The organism is Pseudomonas sp. TWI929 (genome assembly GCF_039673335.1).
In the GTDB taxonomy this organism is placed as follows: domain Bacteria; phylum Pseudomonadota; class Gammaproteobacteria; order Pseudomonadales; family Pseudomonadaceae; genus Aquipseudomonas.
On sequence record NZ_JBDJLK010000090.1, the window covers coordinates 1 to 21,253 of the forward strand.

A 21,253-nucleotide genomic window follows, 5' to 3' on the forward strand; every position below is an offset into this window, starting at 1 on the left:
ATTTATACATCTGCGCTGAATTCCTGGGGCTGCTTTGCAGCCCTTTCGCGACGCAAGGCCGCTCCCACAAATGGCCTCAATCCGATTCGATCAGGCATAATGCGCCCTTTTTTGCCCCCCGAAGCACAGGTACCCCCATGAAAGCCCAAGCCCGCCACATCCTGGTCAAGACCGCTGACGAAGCCGAAAAGCTCAAGCAGCGCATCGCCAACGGCGAAGCTTTCGACGTACTGGCGAAAAAGTTCTCCACCTGCCCCTCGGGCAAGCGCGGCGGCGACCTGGGCGAGATCCGCCCAGGGCAGATGGTCGGCGCCATCGACCAGGTGATATTCAAGAAGCCCCTGCGCGTGGTACACGGGCCGGTCAAGAGCAAGTTCGGCTATCACCTGGTGCAAACCTTCTACCGCGACTGATCGCCACGGGTCACCTGGCATTTTTGCCAGTTGTCCCCTCACCGCACAATACATACAACACAGGCAGGGCCGAAGCCGTCGCGCTGGCGACGCTTCAGGTAGTGGTCCCTTCAATGGACACGGAGACCTGCCTATGCGTTGCCCCCGCTTGCTGCTGCCTGTTGCATTTCCCCTGCTGACCTTGCCTTTGCTGTCGCATGGGCAAGCCCTGACGGTTTCACCGGGTGAGAAACTGGGCGCCACTGTGCAGACTTCAGCTGCTGACCAGTTCACCATCAGCGGCGGTACGGTGCAGTCATTGCAACAAGGCAATGGCCAAGACACGTTCACCATGTATGGCGGCACGCTAGGGTCGTTGAACCAAGGCGGCGACATGGACGAGTTCGAAATGACCGGGGGCACCATCACGGGTGCCTTTGAAGATGGTGACACGGCCTGGTTCAAGGGCGGCAGCATTGGCCGAATAGACCTCAAACTCGCTGACAACTTCCTGGAAATGTCTCAGGGGCTCGGGGTCGATACTACCGTTATTGGCAACGTTGTCAGTGGGCTTGGCAACGACACGATCATCATGACTGGCGGTACCATCGGCGGTGATATCAGTACCAGTAGCGGCGTTGACAAGATAACCATCAGCGGCGGCGCGCTCAAAGGCGAAATACGTGCGGGTAACGATAACGATGTTTTCACCTGGACAGGCGGCCAGATCGGCAAGAAGGTCGACATGGGCAATGACAATGACACGGCCACTGTCCGCACACTCGACCTCGGCAATTCGACAGTCACCCTTGACGGCGGTACCGGTACCGACACGCTGACGTTCGAGCAGAGCCAGGTCGGCAAGGGGGCGTTGTACGTCAACTGGGAGAACATCAGGTTGAACAAGGGCAGCCAGTTCACCCTCGACGACACCTTGAGCCTGGGTGACCTGGGCGCCAGCCAGCCACGGGTGATCGCCGCCACGGGTACAGGGACCTTGCACATTGATCCCACCAGCACGCTCATCAGCCGCCAAGGCAACATTGTAAGTACCCAGGCTGGCAGCAAGGCTTCGGTTGAAAACGCCGGCACCATCGACCTGAGCCAAGGCAACGATGCCAAGGGCCGCCTGAACATCCAGGGCGATTACGCCGGCAACAACGGCACCCTGCGCCTGAACAGCGTGCTGGCCAGCGATGGCGCCGCCTCCGACCGCCTGGTGGTCAGCCGTGGTGCCATCGGCGGCTCCACCCAATTACTCATCAACAACCTCAACGGTGTGGGTGCGGCAACTGCGCAAAACGGCATCCAGGTCGTCGAGGCGCGTGACGGCGCGACCAGCACTGCCACCGCTTTCGTCCAGACCCAGAAGCTATCGGCCGGTGCCTACGACTACCGACTGTTCAAAGGGGGCGTGACTGCGGGCAGTGAAAACAGCTGGTACCTGCGCTCGACCTTGGTCGCGCCACCCGCTCCGGCACCTGTGCCGCAACCCGAAGAGCCGACACAACCAACGCAGCCAGGTGAGCCGACCCAGCCAACGGAGCCGGCCGAGCCCCCCGTGATCGCCCCGGCTGTCACCCCACCGGTCGCCGCCCCGGCACCCGGCCAGGTAGACCTGCCAGCACCGGTGCAAGGTGAAAGCCTGCCGCTGTATCGCCCGGAAGTCCCGGTGTATGCCGCAGCGCCACGCGGCGCTGCGATTATCGCCCGCCAGGCACTGGGCACATTCCACCAGCGCCAGGGTGAGCAGCAGTTGCTCAAAGGTGAAGGTGCCCTGCCCGCCAGTTGGGGCCAGGCCTATGGCGGCGCCCTGCGCCAGCAATGGAGCGGCACGGTGAGCCCAAGCCTGGATGGCGACCTGTACGGCTTCAAGGTGGGCCAAGACCTGTACGCCAAGGTTGGCGAAAACGGTTACCGTCAGCATGTCGGAATATACGTCAGCCATAGCCGCCTGGAGGCCGACGTCAAAGGTTTCGCACTGGCCGTGGAAGACCGCAGTGTTGGTGACTTGCGGCTCGATGGCGACAGTGTCGGCACTTACTGGACGTTGGTCGGCCCACAAGGCGTCTACCTGGATACCGTATTGCAATACACCAGCCTTGATGGCCGTGCCCGCTCCGACCGTGGCGACAAGCTGAACATCGACGGCCACGCCTGGACGGCTTCGCTGGAAGCCGGCTACCCCTTCGCCCTGTCCGAGCGCTGGACCCTGGAACCGCAAGCCCAGCTGATCGCGCAAAAGGTCTCGCTCGACAGTGCCAACGACAGCGTCTCGCACGTCAGTTACGACGCCCAGGTCGAGCTGACCGGCCGACTGGGGGTACGCCTGGAGGGTGCATTCACGGGCAGCAGCAAGCGCCTGTTACAGCCCTATGCGCAGGTCAACTTGTGGCACGGCGACGGTGGCCGCGACACCTTGACCTTCGATAGCGTGGACAAGATCAAGACCGACTACCGATATACCTCAGTGCAACTGGAAAGCGGCGTGGTAGTGCAAGTCAACGAAGCGCTGAGCCTGCATGGCGGCGTGCAGTACACCGCCAACCTGGACAGCCGCCAGCAGGAAGCCAGCGGCGTTAACCTGGGTGTACGCTGGCAGTTCTAGCGGCGTGCAGCCAGCAGACCGAGGCCGGCGCAGCCCAGCAGGGAGGCGCTGACCCGGTTGAACATACGGCGTGGGCCAGGCTGGCTGAACCAGCGCTGCATGTAGGCACCCAGGCCTGAATAGATGGCAATCGCCGCCCATTCCAGCAGAAGGAACAACACCCCCAGCCAGAGGAACTGCTCACTCACCGGCGTGGCGCTGCCGACCGAGACGAACTGCGGCAGGAACGCGGTGAAGATCAGGATGGCCTTGGGGTTGCCGGCCGCCACCCAGAACTCCTGGCGCGCCAGGCGCCAGGTGCCACGCGGGTGGTCGGTAGCCACCACCGCCTCACCCACCGGTGCGCGCCACAGCTGCCAGGCGATGTAGAACAGGTACGCCGCGCCCACCACCTTGATGGCCAGGAACAGGTATTCGCTGGTGTGCAGCACCACGGCCAGGCCCATGGCCGCCAGAGCGATCATGCCGCTGAAGGCCAGGATACGCCCGCCGCCGGCTACGCAGGCCGTGCGCAGGCCATAGCGGCTGGCGTTGTGCAGCGACAGCAGGTTGTTTGGCCCCGGCGCCATGTTCAGGGCGAAGCAGGCGGGGATGAAAAGCAGCAGGCTTGAAAGGTCCATTGTTGTTTTCCTATGACTACAGGCGTCTATTTCGGCGGGTGACGGGGCATGCAGTCAAGTTACAGCCAGCGATAAAAACTGTACGGGTACTCGGCACCTGTTAGTCTGGCGCAGCTACCGAGGACCCCGTGATGCCCCGTTCCCACGCCGCGCTGTGGCGCGACCCGGCCCTGCCACATGTCGAAAGCCGCCGCGCCTGCCATAGCCGGGCCTGCTACAAGGCCCACAGCCACCCGACCTTTTCCATCGGTGCGGTGGATGCTGGCGTCAGTCACTTCACCGGCGCTGGCAACGGCCAGGAATGCCTGACGCCTGGCACGCTGGTGCTGGTCCCCGCCCGCCGCGTGCATGCCTGCAACCCCGAGCCTGGGCAGGCGTGGAGCTACCAGATGCTGCATGTGGATGCCAACTGGCTGGCGCAGCTGCGCCAGGAGTCAGGGCTGGGCGGCGCGCAGGCTGGCGAGCCGGCGCGTATCTGCCGGGAGCCACTGGTGTATGCGCAGTTATGCGAGCTGAACAACGTGCTGTTTTCCAGTGCCAGCAACAGTGAGAAGGATGCGGCGCTGATGGCCTTTCTGGGGGACCTGGACTTTTCCGCGCAGCCGTCACTGGCGGCGGCACCGGCTTTGCCGGCGACGGCCTTGAGCGGGCTGATCGCGCGGGTCGAAGGCCAGGACCCGGCGCAGTTGAGCCTGGAGGTACTGGCGCGGGAGGCTGGGCTTGGGCGCTATCAGTTGATCCGCGCATTTCGTGCCGCTACCGGGTTTACGCCGCATGCCTACCTGCTCAACGCCCGTGTCAACCGTGGCCGGCAGCTGCTGGGTGAAGGGCGGACGTTGGCGGAGGTCGCCTATCAACTCGGGTTTGCCGACCAGAGCCATTTCCAGCGGGTGTTCAAGGCCCATGTGGGGGTGACGCCGGGGCACTATCGAGGAGACTGAAGACCTGCGCGCTCCTACAGAGACCGCTTTTGGGATTTGCAATATTCTTCAATACGCCTGACCGGTTCGGCAGCAGACTGCGATTTTTCCCGCAGAGCAGCCCCGCCCCATGCAACAGTTCCTGATCATCGCCCTCGCCCACTTCCTCGCCCTGCTTTCACCCGGCCCGGATTTCTTCCTGGTCGCTCGCACCTCGATCAATGGCGGCTGGCGGCTCGCCAGCGGCGCCTGCCTGGGTATCGCCCTGGCCAATGGCGCGTTCATTGCCATGGCCTTCACCGGCCTGTCGGTGCTGCGGGAGGGCAGCCTGCTGTTTACCACCCTGCAGCTGGCCGGCGCCGGCTACCTGCTGTACATCGGCGTACTGTTCCTGCGTCATGCCGGGCAAAGCAGCCTGGGTGCAATCGCTGGCAACCAGGCGCTACAAGGCTGGTGGCGGAGTTTGGGCATGGGCTTTGTGTCTGGCATCCTCAACCCCAAGAACGCGCTGTTCTACGCCAGCCTGGCAAGCATGGTCGCCAGCGCCAGCACCGGCTGGAAAGCGGCCTACGCCCTGTGGATGTTCAGTATCGTGCTGCTGTGGGACCTGCTGGTCGCCGTAGCCATCGGCAACCAGCGGGTACTGCGGCGTTTTGCCCGCAGCCTGCCATGGCTGGAGCGGGCCTCGGGGGTCATGCTGGTGGTATTGGCCGCGGCATTGTTGCTGCACCTGGCGCGGGGCTGACCAGTTGCAGGGTGCGCATGTCCATCAAGGTGAAATGGCCACTGGCCCAGCCGCCCGTGTCCAGGTGCCAGACGTTGCCCAACAGCTTGGCCTCCAGCACCGGCGTGTGGCCGACCAGCAAGGCACGCAGGCCCTGCACCGGTTGGGTATCGCCTACCTTCAACCGCCGCCGTGACCACTGGCACACTTCCCGTACTTCGGGGTCGTCATCCAGTTCCAGCCAGGTCCTCAATACTGCCCAATCGGCAAACGGGCTGTCGGCATGAAGCAGGCCTACCAGCCCTGCCGCACTTTCAACCTCTATCGCAATCGGCAGCTGCTCGAAGCGCGCGACGAAACGCAGTTGCTCGGCCCGCGGCAGGTCAAGAAACCAGCCGCCCCCGGCGGCGCGGTACATGTCCAGATCGAGCCGCCCGCCACGTACGCGGGTAATCGCCAGGGCCTCATGATTACCTTGCACGGCATGGAACCAGGGCTGCTTCAGCCATTCCAGCGCCGCCCCACTGTCCGGCCCGCGGTCGACCAGGTCACCCACGCTGAACAGGCGGTCCACCGCCGGGTCGAACCCCACCGCATCCAGACATTGCTGCAGGCGCTGGAAGTGACCATGGATATCGCCCACCGCCAAGTCCCGCCCGCGCAGATTGGCCATTAGACGCCGAAACCGTCCCATTACAATCTTCCTCTGCTGGCGCCACCACGGCAGGGGTAAAATGAAGGCACACGCAATCCACCCCGGAGGTGCAACATGCGTACCGCCCTCGTGTGTGCCGTGCTCATGGCGCTGTCAATGAACAGCATGGCACAAGGTGCCCCGGCCGCGCAGGTCGAGGTGCGTTTCGACCACCCGGAAAAATTCCGTGATGCCAGCCTCGACAGCCACGGTTACGAGCGTGGCGCCGACGCCTATGTGATGAAAACCCTTTCCCAGTACCTGCAGAAGCTCGGCCAGCGTTACCTGCAACCGGGCCAGCAACTGGTCATCGACATCCGCGACATCGACCTGGCCGGGCGCTTCGAGCCCTGGCACAGCCAGGCCTACGATGTACGTTTCATGCGCGATATCACCTGGCCGACCATCGACCTCAGCTACACCCTCAGCCAGCCAGGCAAACCTGACCAGCAAGCCCAGGAACGGGTCAGCGACAAGATGTACCTCAGCCGCCCAGGCCGGGTCACCAGCAGCAGCGACCGCCTGTATGCCGAAAAGGCCATGCTCAACGACTGGTTCCGCCAACGTTTCGCCGTGCACACGCCTTCCTGAACAACCCTGCGCTGGTACCGGCGTTGCGGCCGATAGTATGCTCGGCCCTTCAACCTGTACCAGGGAAGGTTTTTCATGAAACTGTGCGCCGTACAACTGGCGTCGCTCAAGGGCGATTTGCCAGGCAACCTCCAGCGACACCTGGCCTGCATCGAGCAGGCTGCAGCCCTTGGCGCCGAGCTGGTGCTGTTCCCCGAATTGTCGCTGACCGGCTACGAGCCCAGCCTGGCGCGCCAGGCCGCCCTGCCGGTCACTTCCACCCGGCTGGACCCGCTGCAGGCAGCCTGCGAGCGGTTTGGCATCACCGTGGCCGTGGGCCTGCCGTTGCCGACACCCGACGGCATTCGCATCGGCATGCCGATTTTCAGCCCCGGGGCACCGCGCCAGGCCTACGCCAAGCGGCGCCTGCATGACGACGAGCTGCCTTACTTCACCCCAGGCGATCAGGCACTATTGCTGCGGGTAGGGGCACATCGGCTGGCACCGGCAATCTGCTACGAATCAATGTTCATGGCGCACGCGGCCGCAGCACGCGAGCACGGCGCCGACCTGTACCTGGTCAGCGTGGCGAAAACCGCCAAAGGCATTCGCGAAGGTTACGTGCATTACCCTGAGGTCGCGCGCGAGCTGGGCATGCCGGTGTTGATGGCCAACTGCGTGGGGCCGGCCGACACCTTCATCGGCGCCGGCGGCTCTGCAGCCTGGGACAACCAGGGGCGCTTGCTGGCCAGCCTGGACGAACACAGCGAAGGGCTGATCTTGCTGGACACCAGCAAGCTCAGCGCCTTGGCACTGCCGTTGGCCCCACACCCCGCATGATCCGGTTGCTGGCGCCTTAAAGGTCCAGTGCAAGGCTTTGCCGGCCCTCCAGTGCCAGCAGGTACTGCTTGGCCGCCAGGCCGCCGGCAAAGCCGGTCAGGCTGCCTGATGCACCAATAACCCGGTGGCACGGGGCGATGATCGAGATCGGGTTGCGGCCATTGGCAGCGCCAACCGCCCGCACCGCGCTGGGGTTGCCAAGCTGCCGGGCGATGTCGCCATAGCTGCGGGTTTCGCCAAAGGGTATCGCCAGCAACGCGGCCCACACCTGGCGCTGAAATTCAGTGCCGGCAAAATCCAGCTCCAGCTCAAATTGCTGGCGTTTGCCGGCAAAGTATTCGCCGAGCTGGCGCGCGGTTTCCAGCAGTACCGGGCAGCGGTCGTCGCGGTGCAGGGCGCCAAGGCGCACGCGGTTTTCCCGCTCCTCCTCCCACAGCACTGCGGCCAGCCGCTCGCCACGGGCCACCAGGGTCAAGGTGCCGACGGGCGACTGCATGAAAGTGAATGCGCTGGACATAAGCGGGCCCCTGCCTGGTTGTGATCAACGTACTGTACGCATCCACAGCCCTGCACGCACCCGCTTTCTTGCTCAGGTAATCGCGCAGCCAGCAATACGCCGCGCTTCGTCGAGGCTGACCTTGGGGATCAGCTCGGCCGGAATACGCGAGGTTACCGACAGGTTGTAGACATGGAAGTGATCGTTGATAACCTCCCTGGCCATCAGCGTGAGTGACGGCAGGATACGGCTTTCCCAATGCTGGTCGAGCCCGCACGGCGATTGCTGACCCTCGCCGCTTTCATAGAAACGCCCAACGGTCTGGTCCAGGTCTACCCCTACCAGCAATACCTGCTCAAAGCCCAGGTGATAGGCAAGTTGCAGGGCCACGTACGCCACCGTACGGGCATCGAAGAAACCCTGGCCCAAATTCTTGCTGAAGGCGATCGAGCGTGCTCGTTTGCTCCACAGCGAACTGTTGCACACCCAGCTATCACTGTGACCGCGTAAAACATCCAGCAGGCCCGGGGTGTCAGCCTTGTGCAAGGTATAACACTCGGTGCTGGCCGGCACAGCTGCCCCCTCATACTGCTCGGCCCACAGCGCCAGGCGTTGGCTATCGCCAAGTGCGGTGGCGAACAGTGCCGGCTGTTGCAGGCGGAAGCTTTTGTCGGTGCACACGTAGAAGAAAGGTTTGATGCCATGTTCGGCGGTCATGGCAACCGAACCGTTCATGGCGATGATGGGCAAGTGCGCGAACTCGCTCAACGGGAAATTTTTGGCAGAGGCACCCGAGGCAAGAATCACCACGGGGCCCTGCTGGGTATTGCGACACGCCTCAAAACTGGAGAACGCCCCGCGTTCAGCACTCGGCTGCGACGGAAGTGTGTTCATCAAAGACATCTTTTGGATTGTACAGAGCCAGTCATGTTACCGGTTCATGTATCCGTAAGTGACTATTTTACATAGACATTACACACAGCGGCCACCGAGCCCGAGGCTATGCAAAAACTAACTCACTACGGCGCCCTCTTCCAGGCAGACTCCTTGGCGGATGCGTTTCTTGTCGATCTTGCCGACACTGGTTTTCGGGATTTCTGCCACACAGCGTAGCTGCCGGGGTATCGCCCATTTGTTCAGGTGCCCGCTGTCGACATACGGCTGCAGGTGCCTGGCCAATTCCGTTTGGTCCAACTGCATGCCGTCGCAGCAGACCACCAAAGCCAAGGGTTGCTCTCCCCACTGTGGATCAGGAATGCCGATCACTGCCACCGAGGCGACGGACGGGTGCTGGCTGATCAGGTTTTCCAGCGCCACCGAACTGATCCACTCGCCACCGGTCTTGATCACATCCTTGATCCGGTCACGAATGCGCACCACACCCTTCGAGTCGATGCAAGCCAGGTCGCCGGTGTGCAGCCAGCCCCCCTGCCACAACGCGGCGCCCTGCTCCGGTTCGTTCAGGTAGCCTTGGGTCAGCCAGGGTGCACGCACCACGATTTCGCCCAGGCTTTCGCCATCGTGTGGCACTTCCAGGCCCTCGGCATCGACGATGCGCAGGTCTACCAGTGCAATCGGCACGCCGGCGTCGATACGCAGCGGCAGCTGCTGCGCCATGGGCAACGCCAACAGGTCGGCGCTCAGGTGGGTGATGCTGAGCAGCGGGCAGCTTTCCGACATGCCGTAGCCGCAATGCACGCTGATGCCACGCTCGCTGGCACGCTGGGCCAGGCCCAGGGTCAGGGCGCTGCCGCCCAGCAGCATTTTCCAGCCGGTAAGGTCGGTGCGCCGGCCTTCTTCGCTGTCGAGCATCATCTGCAGCACCGTGGGCACGCAATGGGAAAAGGTCACCCCCTCGTCGCGGAACAGGCGCACCAGCCGGTTGGGTTCGTAGCGCCCAGGGTAGACCTGTTTGATGCCCAGTGCCGTGGCCACATAGGGCACGCCCCAGGCATGCACATGGAACATGGGCGTAATGGGCATGTACACGTCGCCCGTGCGCAGCAGCGGCACCTCGCCGCACGCGGCCAGGGTGCCCTGCTCGACCAGGGTATGCAGCACCAGCTGGCGGTGACTGAAATACACGCCCTTGGGGTTGCCGGTGGTACCGCTGGTGTAGAACAGCGTCGCCAGCGAGTGCTCGTCAAAATCGGCAAAGTCGAATTTCCGCTCGGCGGCCGCCAGCAGCCCTTCGTACTCGCCCAGCAACGGCAGGCCCTGCGGTTCGGGGCCGCCGTCGCTGAGGCGGATAAAGCCCTCGACGGTTGGCAGGTCGGCCTGCAACTGAGCCATCAACGGCAGGAAGTCGTCATGCACCAGCACCAGCCGGTCTTCGGCATGGTTCATGGTGTAGCGCACCTGCTCAGTGGACAACCGCACGTTCACCGTATGCAGCACCGCGCCCAGCATCGGCACGGCAAAGAAGCACTCCAGTGCACGGTGGCTGTCCCAGTCGAGCAAGGCCACGGTGTCGCCAGGCTTTACACCCGCAGCGGTCAGCACATTGGCCAGCCGCTGGATGCGTTCAAGCAACGTGGTATAGGTGTAGCGCAGCTTGTCGGCGTAGACGATTTCCTGGTTGGGCTGGTAGCGCACGCCCGACAGCAGCAGGCGCTTGATCAGCAGCGGGTAGGCATAGGCCTGCTCGGCTGCGGGCATTAAGCGGGTGGTAGTCATGCGGGTGTCCTTCACAGTTGCCCGGCCTCGAGCAGGTACAGGCTGTCGCAACCGGCCTTGACGCTGGCGCTCAGCGAATGAATGCGTGGCAGCAGGCGGGCAAAGTAGAACCGCGCGGTGCCCAGCTTGCTCAGGTGGAACGGCTCGGGGGCCGCATGGCCCTGGCACACCACGGCCATGCGTGCCCACAGGTAGGCGTAGAGGGTGTAACCAAACACCTGCAGGTACTCCACCGCTGCCGCGCCAAGCTCGCGCGGGTTGCCCTGGGCCCGGTCGAGCAACCAGGCGGTCAGCTCGTCGAGGTTGCGCATGGCAGCCAGCAATGGCGCGCTGAACTCAGCGCTCTCTACTGGCAGCGCCTCGGCAAAGGCGGCAATTTCGTTGGCCACGCTGCGATAGGCCTTGCCACCATCAGCAAACAGTTTGCGCCCCACCAGGTCGAGGGCCTGAATGCCGTTGGTGCCTTCATAGATCTGGGTGATACGGCAGTCGCGGATCAACTGCTCCTGGCCCCATTCGCGGATGTAGCCATGGCCGCCCAGCACTTGTTGGCCGTGCAGCGTGGTTTCCAGCCCCATGTCGGTGAGGAAGGCCTTGGCCACCGGCGTGAGCAACGCTACCTTGGCCTCGGCCTGGGCGCGCATGGCTGGGTCTTCACTGTACTTGGCCAGGTCCAGCTGCAACGCCACGTAGGTGGAAAATGCCCGCCCGCCCTCGTTCAGCGCTTTCATGGTCAGCAGCATGCGCCGCACATCCGGGTGGACGATGATCGGGTCGGCACTTTGCGCGGGTGCTTCGGCGCCAGCCGGTGCGCGCCCTTGCAGGCGGTCACAGGCATAGGCGATGGCCCCCTGGTAGGAGCGCTCACCCAGGGCCAGGCCCTGAATACCTACACCCAGGCGTTCGTAGTTCATCATGGTGAACATGGCGTTGAGGCCCTTGTTCGGCTCACCGACCAGATAGCCGAGGGCGCCATCAAAGTTCATCACGCAGGTGGCCGAAGCCTTGATACCCATCTTGTGTTCGATCGAGCCGCAGCTGACTGCGTTGGCCTCGCCCAGCATGCCGTCAGCATCGACCAGAACCTTGGGCACCAGGAACAGCGAGATGCCCTTGGGCCCGGCCGGTGCATCCGGCAGCCGCGCCAACACCAGGTGGATGATGTTCTCGGTCAGGTCCTGCTCACCGCCGGTGATGAAGATCTTGGTGCCGCTGATGCGGTAGCGGCCATCGGCAACCGGCTCGGCGCGGGTGCGGATCAGGCCCAGGTCGGTGCCGGCATGTGGCTCGGTCAGGCACATCGAGCCGGTCCAGCGGCCCTGGTACATCGGCGGCAGGTACAGGGCCTTCAATGGCTCGCTGGCATGGTTGAGCAGCGACAGGCAGGCCCCGGCAGTAAGCATCGGATACAGGCCAAACGACAGGTTGGCGGCGTTGAGCATTTCTTCAAGCTGGGCGCCGATCACCTTCGGCATGCCCATGCCACCGTATTCCTGGGCGCCAGCCACGCCAACCCAGCCGTCAGCGGCGAATGCCCGGTAGGCGTCGGCGAAGCCGTCGGGGGTACGTACCTGGCCAGCTTCCCACTGGCAGCCCTGCTCGTCGCCGCTGCGGTTGAGCGGCGCCACTACCTCGGCGATCAACTTCCCGGCCTGTTCCAGCACGGCCCGGGCGGTGTCGGCGTCGACCAGCTCGGCCAGGGCGGGCGTTTGCGCCCACCAGGCCGGGATGTCGAATACATCGTTGAACAGAAAATCCATGTCGCGCAGTGGCGGAAGGTAATCAGACATGAGGCGAACACTCGGTTTCTTGGGTTTGCGAATGCGCTGCGGCCTGGGTTTCGGCAGCTGCCGGGACGCCCTGGCCACGCAGGAGGAAGTGCGACAGTGCCGGGATCAGCACCAGCGCGCCGAGCATGTTCCACAGGAACATGAAGGTCAGCAGCAGGCCCATGTCGGCCTGGAACTTGATCGGCGACCAGGCCCAGCCAACCACACCGGCCGCCAGGGTAATGCCGACCAGCCCCACCACCCGGCCAGTAAAGGCCACCGCCTTCTGGTAGGCCTGGGCCAGGCTCAGCCCGGCGCGCTGGTAGTGCAGCTGCACGCTAAGCAGGTACAGCGCGTAGTCCACGCCAATGCCGACGCCCAGGGCGATGACCGGCAACGTGGCGACCTTTACGCCAATGCCCATGGCCACCATCAGCGCCTCGCACAGCACCGAAGTGAGCATCAGCGGCAGGATCGCCACCAGCGTGGCGCGCCAGCTGCGGAAGGTGACCAGGCAGAACAGCGTGACCGCCAGGTACACCAGCAACAGCATGCGGTGGTTGGCCTCGCGGACCACGACGTTGGTGGCCGCTTCGATACCGGCGCTGCCAGCAGCCAGCAAAAACTGATGCTCGGCGCTGCTGTTGGCTTGGGCGAACTGCTCGGCCACCGCGGCCACCTGGGCCAAGGTGTCGGCGCGGTGGTCCTTGAGGTAAGCGATCACCGGCATCAGCGAGCAATCGTTGTTGAACAGCTCCGGGGCGTTGACCGAGGCCTGCTGGGCGGCGTAGTTGAGCACGTCCTGGTTGCGTTGCAGGCTGTTCAGGCGCGGGTTGCCTTCGTAAGTGCCGGCCGTGATCTGGCGCACGGCGTTGGCCAACGACACGGTGGTCTGCACACCCGGCAGTTGCTGCAGCTCCCAGGCCAGGCGATCGGCGAGGACCAGCGTCTGGTACTGCAGGCAACCTTCCGGCGCGGTCTTGACCATCACCGCGAAGGTGTCGCTGGACAGCGCGTAATGCTGGGTGATGTAGGCATTGTCGAGGTTGTAGCGCGAATCCGCGCGCAGCTCGGGGGCACCGCTGTCGAGGTCGCCGATTTTCAGCTGCAGGCTACCCCAGATGCCGACAGCGGTCAGGGCCAGGGCAACCAGCAGTGCGGCGCTGGCCCATTTGCGTTCGGTGAAACGGTCGAGCAAGTCCCACAGCCGGCCGAAACCACGGTGCTGAGCGGCGCGGGCATCGATATACAGGGCTCGCTCGGCTGCCTTGCGGCCTACCCCGACATACGACAGTGCCACCGGCATCAGCAGCAGTGAGGTGAAGATCAGCACCGCCACACCAATGCTGGCGGTAATCGCCAAATCCTGGATCACCGGGATGTCGATCAGCATCAGCACGGCAAAGCCAACTGCATCGGCCAGCAACGCGGTTACCCCGGCCACGAACAGGCGGCGGAAGGTGTAGCGTGCGGCAATCTGCCGATGGGTACCGCGGCCGATATCCTGGAGGATGCCGTTCATCTTCTGCGCCGCGTGCGACACGCCAATGGCGAAGATCAGGAACGGCACCAGGATCGAATACGGGTCGATGGCATAACCCAGCCAGGCGACGATGCCCAGCTGCCACACCACCGCAGTCAGCGAACACAGCACCACCAGCAAGGTACTGCGCACACAGCGGGTATAGCAGTAGATGATCACCAGGCTGGTCAGCACTGCCAAGGCGAAGAACGCCATCACCTCGATCAAGCCGTCGATCAGGTCGCCCATCAGCTTGGCAAAGCCGATCACATGGATGCGGTCCTGGCCGCTGGCCTGGTACTGGCTGCGCAATTCTTCGAGCTTCTGCGAGAAGGCGTGGTAGTCCAGGCCTTTGCCGGTGGCCGAATCCTGGTCAAGCAGCGGCACGATCAGCATGCTCGACTTGAAGTCGCGCGCCACCAGGCTACCGACGATGTTGGCACGCTCGATGTTCTGCCGTAGCTGTTCGATATCGCCCGCCGCGCCCTGGTAGCCGTCAGGCATCACCGGGCCACCCTGGAAGCCCTCCTCGGTGACCTCGGTCCAGCGCACTGCCGGGCTCCACAGCGACTTCACCCAGGCCCGGTCCACGCCCTGGCTGAGGAACAGCTCGTCGTTGATGTGGCGCAGGGTCTGCAGGTAACCCGGATCGAAGATGTCGCCCTGGGTGTTTTCCACCACCACTCGCACCGCGTTGCCCAGGCCACGCAGCGAGGGCCGGTTTTCCAGGTAGTTCTGGATGTAGGGGTGGCTCTGCGGCAGCATCTTGTCGAAGCTGGGGCGCAGTTCCAGGCGGGTCAGGGCCATGAAGCCCAGCACCAGGGTCGCCAGCAGCATGCACAACAGGAACGGCAGGCGGTGGTTGAACACCAGGCGCTCCAGGCTGTTGCCCGAGCGCGGGTCGAAGTCAGCAAGATTGCGGATTACCGGAAGGGTATCTTGGCGGGTAGCGGCCATCAGGGTCTTCTCTTGTTATGGGTGCAGCGTGGGGTTGCCGGCCTGGTTGCGTACGCCCCGCTCGCCCACCAGCACCAGGCCGTTGCCGGCATCGGTGGCGAGTGCGGTGACCGGGCCACGGGCGGTTTGCGCTACCGGGCTGAAGCTGGCGCCGTCATCTCGGCTGAGCAGCAAGTCGCCGGCCTGGCTGGCCAGCCACAGCTGCCCGTCGCGGTCGATGCCAGCGGCGGTCAGGCTGGTGTTCACGCCAGTACTGACTGGCTGCCATTGCTGGCCACCGTCGGTACTGCGGTAGGCATGCCCGCGCAGGCCGTACACCAGCAACACGCCAGGCTTGCCAACGGCGCCGAACAGGGTGCCGGCATAAGGCGTTTCGACGCGGCTGAAGCGCTCGCCGTTCCACTTCAGCAGCAGGCCTTGCTCGCCGGTGATGTACAGCTCATCACCCACCGCAGCCAGGCTGGTCAGGTGCAAGCCTTGCGGGTTGTCGCTATGGTCCAGCCAGGGCTGCCAGTGCTCGCCGCCATCGACCGTGCGCAACAGCAGGTTGAACACGCCCACCGCGTAACCTTGGCGGGCATCGCTGAACCACACATCAAGCAGGGCGTTGTCATTGCTCGCGCCCGGCAGTTGCTCAGCCAGCAGGCGGCCATCAAGCTGCTTCTGCCAGTGCACGCCGCCGTCGCGGCTGTGCAGTACCACACCATCATGACCGACCGCCCAGCCCAGTTCGGGCGTGGCGAAACTCACGGCATTCAGGTCGGCGCTGACTGGCACCTGGGCTTGCTGCCAGTGTGCGCCGTGGTCATCGGAATACAGGATGTGCCCGCGTGGGCCCACCGCGACCAGGCGTTGCCCGGCCAGGGTCACATCGCGCAGGGCGCTGCTGCTGGCCAGGGTGCTGGGCATTGCGGGCACATCCAGCACGTCGGTGAAAGGCGCCGCCTGGGCCGCGCCATGCAGCGCGGCCAGGGCCAGCATCACCACGCTGCATAGTTTGAAGACAGACATTGGCTCTGCTCCGTGCGTTTAGCGAATGCCGTTGCCGGCCAGCGACTCGGGCGACCACTGGGTTTTCGACAGTGGGTCGATGTAGCGGATGCCGCCGTAGGCTCCAACCACGCCGTTGAGGTTGTAGGTGCCGCCGATCAGGTCATAGATCATGAACGGCGTGGCGTCCGGGGTCTGCTTGTCGTAGCTCTGGGTGAGGAAGGCGAACGAGCCACGGTACAGCTGGCCACGCGCGTCGTACTGGTCCGAAGCCAAAGCGATCCAGCTGTCTTCGTCGAGGTAGAAGCGGCGCTTGTGGTAAATGTGACGTGCGCCGTCCTTGAGCTTGCCTTCCACTACCCACACGCGGTGCTTCTCCCAGCGCACGAACTGCGGCGCCAGGTGGTTAGGGGTGATCACCTGCTTGACGTTGGTGTTGTAGGTGAGCTGGTAGGTGTTGTACGGCACGTACATTTCCTGCTTGCCAACCAAGGTCCAGTCGTAGCGGTCCAATGCACCGTTGAAGACGAACACGTCATCGTAGGTACCCGAGCCGGACGTACCCGGGTTAGGCGTGTCGTAGGCCAGGTTCGGGGCCAGCTTGACCCGGCGCTGCCCTGGTAGGTATTGCCAGGCGTTGCGTGGCTGCACCAACGGGTTGGCAGCATCGCGCAGCATCATCGCTTCGCCAGCGCGGCGTGCAGGCCCGGTGTACACCAGCTTCATCTGGTAGTAGGTGTCCTTGGCACCGATCGGCTTGCTCATGTCTTCGTAGATCGGGTAGCTGATGTTGGCCTGGCCAGTGGTCGACAGCGACGGCTTGCCGGCAGCATCGACGTTCCACGAGTCGTACTTGGCAGTCATGCTCACGCCCTGGTAGCGCAGCAGGAAGTTCCACATGGCCTCGGCGCCGTTCTGCGGAATGGGGAACGGAATGCCGGGCAGCACGTTGTCTACCGCGGTGCCGCCTTCCTGGCTCTTGGCGCCGGTGGCGTTCTTGCGGGTGTTGTCCAGCACCGCCTGCGGCAGCGCCACACTGCGGTGAGTCGGGTAAACGTCGACGCGGTAGCTGGGGTAGCGCTTGAGCAGTTCCAGGGTGGTGGCAGTCAGTTGGCCCTTGTACTGCTCGGCGTTCTTGCCATCGATGACCAGCAGCGGCTTGTCGCTGGCGAACGGGTCGGGGCGCATGCTGGCGCCGCTCTGGTAGCCGGCCGGCGGGGTCTGCAGGCCGCCTTGGTAGGCCGGGATCGTGCCATCGGCATTGCCACCCTTCTCCGCACCGATGACGGTAAGGCTGGTGCCCAGGCGGGCAGCCTGGTCAGGGGAAACGGCGGCTTGGGCTGCGTTCAGGGCGGCCAGTGACAGGCACGAGGCCAGCAGGGTACGTACGAAATTCATGATGGTTGTCTTCCTGTGTAGGCTGTAGGAAACATGACTCAGAAGGTCGTCTTGACGGTCAGGTACAGGGCGCCACGGTCTTCGGTGGTGGCACCACCACCGGAGAAGGAGGCGTAACCGCCGCCGTAGCAGGTGTAATCCTGTTCGCCGTCCAGGGCATTGGGGGTGCTGCCGTCGGTCTGGCCGTCCTTGCAGGCCTTGGTCTCACCGAAACTGTCGACATACTTGAGGTCGACGAAGTACTGGTTGTAGATCGCGGCGCTTACGCCCACCGCGTAGTTGCCGGTGTTCTCGGCACCACCGCCCTGCACCGGCGACACGCCGTCGATGCCGACGTTGACCGACAGCGGCATGCTCAGGTCCATGCCTGGCAGCACCTGGAACCAGGTGGGGGTGAAGTTGACGGCAATGCCCCAGTTGTCACGGGTAGCCTTGTCGATGCCGCGGTAGCTGCTCTTGCCCTTGTACAAGGCCTCATTGTGGCTATCGAGCTTCAGCAGGTTGCTGTAGAACAGCTCGCCGAGCAGGGTTGCCGAGTCGAACAACGGCGTGTCGCCAATGGTCATCAGGCCGTTGAGGGTCCAGTGCAGGGTGTCACCGGTGGCACTCAGGCTGTCGCCATCCTTGGGCACGTCGTAGATCACCCCGCTGCTAGGCAGGCGCGCCGGCAGCAGGCCGAAGCCGCCGCCCAGGCCACCCTGGCCAGGGGCGCTGACGATTGCCGGGATGCTCGCCAGCGGCATGTTGTGGCGGATGTTCAGGTCACTACCTACGCTGATACCGCCCACATCCTTGGACAGGCTCAGGCCATAGATGTCGATGTTGTCGGCGTAGGCGAACTGGTAGGTGGTGCTTTGCAGCGAGTTGTACAGGTTGCCGACCGCGCCTTGGCGGCTGCCTGGCGGGTTGCCGAACGGGCCACGGGCCACGGTCATGCCGCGCGCGTCGAGCCAGGCCTGCGGCAAGATCTCGGAAGTTTTGCGGTAGTAGAAGCCCAGGGTGCCGCCCAGCCACTCCGGTGACCACTTGGCCATGACGCCCCAGTCGCCACTGTTGCCCGGCTTCAGGTCATCGCCACGGCGGATGGTGGTCAGCGCGCCACGCACCGGGATCAGCCCCGGGGTGCCGGTGTGACCCAGCAGGAAGCTCTGCGCGCCCTCGCCTACCACATCCGAGCCGCCATAGTAGGTACCGGCTTCGGGCAGGCGGGCCGCATCCCAATCGAAGAAGTACTGCGCACCCACGGTGAGTTCGTTGTTGACCAGGAACGAGGTCGACAGCTGGTTGCGCGGCACGAACAGTTCCTTGGCCTCGGTGCCCGGCGAGGCGGCCAGCTTGGCCAGGTCCAGGCCGGACTGGCCGTAGCTCAGCGAATGCACCGGGTTGAGCAGGGTCTCACCCCAGAACAGGTTGTGCTGGCCCAGCTTGGCGCTGACTTGCGACTCATCGCCCACTTCCCGGCTCATGAACACGAAAGCATCCAGCACTTCGCCCGACGGGCCGCTGTAGTAGCGCTGGGCGTAGTTGCTCAGGTGCGGGCTGCCCAGTGGTATGCCAGTACCCGGCAGGCCATTGAGGCTGGGGTTGATGCCGGACTGGTCACCGTTGCCATTGACGAACGGGTTGCTGTTCGAGCCGGTGTTGTCGTAGGCCTTGTCGTACCAGCTGGCAGTGCTGACGCGGAAACCGGTGTTGCCCTGGTACACCACATCCAGCTCGCTCAGCAGGTCGACGCGGTTGGTGATGTTGGTGCCGGCCTTGCGGAAGTTGTAGTCGCCGTCGTTACTGTTGGGCGTGCCCAACATACGCTTGTCAGCACTTTCGGTACGCACGCCGTAGTTGTACTTGACGGTATTGTCGAAGCGCACGGCCCAGTTTTCATTGCCGGTGTCGACTTCAAATGCCTGTGCGGCGGGCAGCGTGAGCAGGCCGATGGCGCAGGCGAGCAGGCAGCGCTGTGGTTTCACAGCACGGTGAATGCGGTGTTCTGGCATTACGATAGCTCCACGTATTGTTATTGTTTTTTACGCCGCCCGTCTTGTGCGGGCGTGGCTGGGGCGTCCATGCGCTGTTACAGGTTTGCGGTGTCCAGTCGGCGGATCAGGGCCTCGGCCAACGGCCAGGGGCCGAAGCCGGAAGCAGGGTTGAGGTGGCCGACAGCGCCCAGGCCTACCAGTTCGCTGCCCCAACGCCGGGCCAGTTCGCTGGAAGCGGCATAGCTGGCCAGGTGGTCATTGCTGCTGGCCGCGACAATGCTGGGGAACGGCAGCGGTGTTGGCGGCAACGGCGACCAACCCTTCTCGGCCAGGCTGGCCGGGCTTGGGTAATGCGCCGGCCAGTGGGCGTTCAGGTCAGGTGGGGCCGCCAGCAACGCCCCCTTGATTGGCCGCTGATAGCGCGCCGCCCAATGGGCGACCATCAACACGCCGGCGCTGTGTGCCACCAGCAACACCTCGCCATCGATTTGCTCCAGCTCGCGCTGGATCGCCTCGATCCGGGCGTTGCAGCAAAGGCCGTCAACCTGCAGCGGCGGTACGCTGCGCACCTTGGCCAGGCGGCCGGCGAGCAGGGTTTGCCAATGTTCAGCGACATGGTCGCGCAGGCCGGGGACGATCAGCACGGTGGCAGTGGTTTGCAGTTTTTCCACGGTGAACCTCGTGTGCGGTGTAGCTCTTGAGGTTCACAGTAAACAGCCCAACCCTTGAGCGCTTCACATTGGGCGTCAGGGGCTTTTCATTTGATGACAATGGGCTAAACAGGGCTTTGCTTTTCAATTCATGACACGCAGGCTATAAACCAAGTGGACCTGCAAGCCACACCAGGCTTGCTGAACAATCATGGATAACAATAAAAATGCCTGCCCTAGTCCGTGCCGCCAGTTTGACCAACTACCTCGAAGTGTCCCGTCATCTGGGCCTCAACCCGCAGGCGCTGTTGGCACAGGTTGGCCTCAGCGCTGCGTTGCTCGACGACCCTAACCGGCGTATTCCGGTGGCCAGCGTCATCAGCTTGCTGGAGGCCTCTGCCAGCGCCACAAAATGCGAAAGTTTCGGCCTGCGCATGGCCGAATTGCGCCAGCTGTCGGACTTCGGCGAAATCAGCCTGCTGCTTAGCCACCAACGCAACCTGCGCGATGCTTTGCAGGTAATCGTGCAGTACCGCCACCTGCTGAATGACGCCCTGGCCATTCATATCGAGGAAGCGGGCAAGACCGTAGTCATTCGTGAAGAGGTGATCTACGAGCGTGCGCCCAGCAGCCGCCAGGCTACCGAGCTGGCGATTGGCGTGATGATGCGCCTGTGCGCGGCGCTGCTGGGCGCCCACTGGCACCCGATCAGCGCCAACTTCACCCACGCGGCGCCCGCCGACCAAGCCATTCATCGGCGCATCTTCGGCTGCACGCTGGTGTTCGGCAGTGAATTCAACGGTATCGTCTGCCCCGCCGCCGACCTCGACAGCGCCAGCCCGCAGGCCAACGAAGCCATGGCGCGCCTGGCCCGGCGCTATCTGGATACCCTGCCAGCCAGCGGCACACCTTCCCTGGAACTGGAGCTGCGCAAGACCATCTACCTGCTGCTGCCCATCGGCCGCGCCACCATCGAACAAGTGGCGCAGACCCAGGGCATGAACGTGCGCACCCTGCAGCGTCGGCTGGAAGAAAACGGGCTAACGTTCAAGGACTTGATCAACAGCGTGCGCCGTGACCTGGTGATTCGATACCTGGAAAACCCCAACTATTCGCTGGGGCGCATTGCCGACATGCTCGGCTATTCCATGCCCAGCTCGTTCACCCGCTGGTTCATCGCCCAGTTCGGCATGCCGCCGGCCAACTGGCGGGCACAGCGGGATGAGCCAGGGCCTTAGCCCTACCGCGGTCATCTGTGGGAGCGGCCTTGTGTCGCGAAAGGGCTGCACAGCAGCCCCATGATTTCAGCGTAGATGCACAAATTGCTGGGGCTGCTTTGCAGCCCTTTCGCGACACAAGGTGAACTGGTCAAGTAATTTTGGACACCGGTTAAGGTTCATGCCGCTATCTTGAGCTTTTCCTCCATGGCTACCGGTGTTTCATAGCCGTTG

Annotated in this window: 18 protein-coding genes; 7 read left to right on the plus strand and 11 right to left on the minus strand. The window is 63.8% G+C overall.

Annotated elements, in window-relative coordinates; all coding sequences use genetic code 11:
- Positions 1-137 precede the first annotated feature (137 nt).
- Both ABE456_RS24315 and ABE456_RS24320 read left to right on the plus strand, forming a co-directional pair.
- On the plus strand, positions 138-413 hold the full coding sequence (locus ABE456_RS24315; protein WP_346646207.1) for a peptidylprolyl isomerase: 276 nt from the start codon (positions 138-140) through the stop codon (positions 411-413).
- 133 nt (positions 414-546) lie between these two features.
- Positions 547-3,000: an autotransporter outer membrane beta-barrel domain-containing protein gene (locus ABE456_RS24320; RefSeq protein WP_346646208.1), complete on the plus strand. Its 2,454-nt coding sequence runs from the start codon at positions 547-549 to the stop codon at positions 2,998-3,000.
- Here the strand turns inward: ABE456_RS24320 and ABE456_RS24325 are convergent.
- A complete protein-coding gene (locus ABE456_RS24325) occupies positions 2,997-3,620 on the minus strand; it encodes a LysE family translocator (RefSeq protein WP_346646209.1) in 624 nt (207 codons plus the stop codon). The two genes, ABE456_RS24320 and ABE456_RS24325, sit on opposite strands and share 4 nt — an antisense overlap.
- 131 nt (positions 3,621-3,751) lie before the next feature.
- Between ABE456_RS24325 and ABE456_RS24330 the strand changes: the two genes are divergently transcribed.
- Both ABE456_RS24330 and ABE456_RS24335 read left to right on the plus strand, forming a co-directional pair.
- Positions 3,752-4,561 (plus strand): AraC family transcriptional regulator, encoded by an 810-nt coding sequence (locus ABE456_RS24330; RefSeq protein ID WP_346646210.1) that lies wholly within the window; start codon positions 3,752-3,754, stop codon positions 4,559-4,561.
- A gap of 109 nt (positions 4,562-4,670) precedes the next feature.
- Positions 4,671-5,285: a LysE family translocator gene (locus ABE456_RS24335; protein WP_346646211.1), complete on the plus strand. Its 615-nt coding sequence runs from the start codon at positions 4,671-4,673 to the stop codon at positions 5,283-5,285.
- On the opposite strand, the gene ABE456_RS24340 is transcribed toward ABE456_RS24335, so the two are convergent.
- Positions 5,233-5,958, minus strand: a complete 726-nt coding sequence (locus ABE456_RS24340; RefSeq protein WP_346646212.1) for a metallophosphoesterase — start codon at positions 5,956-5,958, stop codon at positions 5,233-5,235. The genes ABE456_RS24335 and ABE456_RS24340 overlap by 53 nt on opposite strands.
- A 75-nt stretch (positions 5,959-6,033) precedes the next feature.
- On the opposite strand from ABE456_RS24340, the gene ABE456_RS24345 reads away from it, so the two are divergent.
- The gene (locus tag ABE456_RS24345) at positions 6,034-6,549 is read left to right on the plus strand and encodes a DUF3016 domain-containing protein (protein WP_346646213.1); all 516 of its coding nucleotides are present in this window, start codon (positions 6,034-6,036) and stop codon (positions 6,547-6,549) included.
- 75 nt (positions 6,550-6,624) lie between these two features.
- On the plus strand, positions 6,625-7,368 hold the full coding sequence (locus tag ABE456_RS24350) for a carbon-nitrogen hydrolase family protein (protein WP_346646214.1): 744 nt from the start codon (positions 6,625-6,627) through the stop codon (positions 7,366-7,368).
- A 16-nt stretch (positions 7,369-7,384) separates the two neighbouring features.
- On the opposite strand, the gene ABE456_RS24355 is transcribed toward ABE456_RS24350, so the two are convergent.
- The 9 genes from ABE456_RS24355 to ABE456_RS24395 form a co-directional block, all read right to left on the minus strand.
- The gene (locus ABE456_RS24355) at positions 7,385-7,885 is read right to left on the minus strand and encodes a methylated-DNA--[protein]-cysteine S-methyltransferase (RefSeq protein WP_346646215.1); all 501 of its coding nucleotides are present in this window, start codon (positions 7,883-7,885) and stop codon (positions 7,385-7,387) included.
- Positions 7,886-7,957: 72 nt separating this feature from the next.
- The gene (locus ABE456_RS24360) at positions 7,958-8,758 is read right to left on the minus strand and encodes a lipopolysaccharide biosynthesis protein (RefSeq protein ID WP_346646216.1); all 801 of its coding nucleotides are present in this window, start codon (positions 8,756-8,758) and stop codon (positions 7,958-7,960) included.
- Between the two features lie 117 nt (positions 8,759-8,875).
- Entirely contained in the window at positions 8,876-10,540 is a 1,665-nt protein-coding gene (locus ABE456_RS24365; protein WP_346646217.1) for a fatty acid--CoA ligase, read from the minus strand.
- Positions 10,541-10,551: 11 nt separating this feature from the next.
- Positions 10,552-12,330, minus strand: a complete 1,779-nt coding sequence (locus tag ABE456_RS24370) for an acyl-CoA dehydrogenase C-terminal domain-containing protein (protein ID WP_346646218.1) — start codon at positions 12,328-12,330, stop codon at positions 10,552-10,554.
- Positions 12,323-14,788 carry an MMPL family transporter gene (locus ABE456_RS24375; protein ID WP_346646219.1) on the minus strand — a complete coding sequence of 822 codons (2,466 nt, stop codon included), beginning with the start codon at positions 14,786-14,788 and terminating at the stop codon, positions 12,323-12,325. The genes ABE456_RS24370 and ABE456_RS24375 overlap by 8 nt, the downstream gene beginning before the upstream one ends.
- A gap of 15 nt (positions 14,789-14,803) precedes the next feature.
- Positions 14,804-15,799: a YCF48-related protein gene (locus ABE456_RS24380; RefSeq protein ID WP_346646220.1), complete on the minus strand. Its 996-nt coding sequence runs from the start codon at positions 15,797-15,799 to the stop codon at positions 14,804-14,806.
- Between the two features lie 18 nt (positions 15,800-15,817).
- Positions 15,818-17,176, minus strand: coding sequence for a DUF1329 domain-containing protein (locus tag ABE456_RS24385; protein ID WP_346646221.1), 1,359 nt, complete (start codon positions 17,174-17,176; stop codon positions 15,818-15,820).
- Between the two features lie 38 nt (positions 17,177-17,214).
- Positions 17,215-19,170: a DUF1302 domain-containing protein gene (locus ABE456_RS24390; RefSeq protein WP_346646222.1), complete on the minus strand. Its 1,956-nt coding sequence runs from the start codon at positions 19,168-19,170 to the stop codon at positions 17,215-17,217.
- Between the two features lie 77 nt (positions 19,171-19,247).
- Positions 19,248-19,823: an alpha/beta hydrolase gene (locus ABE456_RS24395; protein WP_346646223.1), complete on the minus strand. Its 576-nt coding sequence runs from the start codon at positions 19,821-19,823 to the stop codon at positions 19,248-19,250.
- Positions 19,824-20,029: 206 nt separating this feature from the next.
- On the opposite strand from ABE456_RS24395, the gene ABE456_RS24400 reads away from it, so the two are divergent.
- Complete coding sequence (locus ABE456_RS24400) at positions 20,030-21,040, plus strand: AraC family transcriptional regulator (protein ID WP_346646224.1); 1,011 nt, start codon at positions 20,030-20,032, stop codon at positions 21,038-21,040.
- The last annotated feature ends 213 nt before the right edge of the window (positions 21,041-21,253 follow it).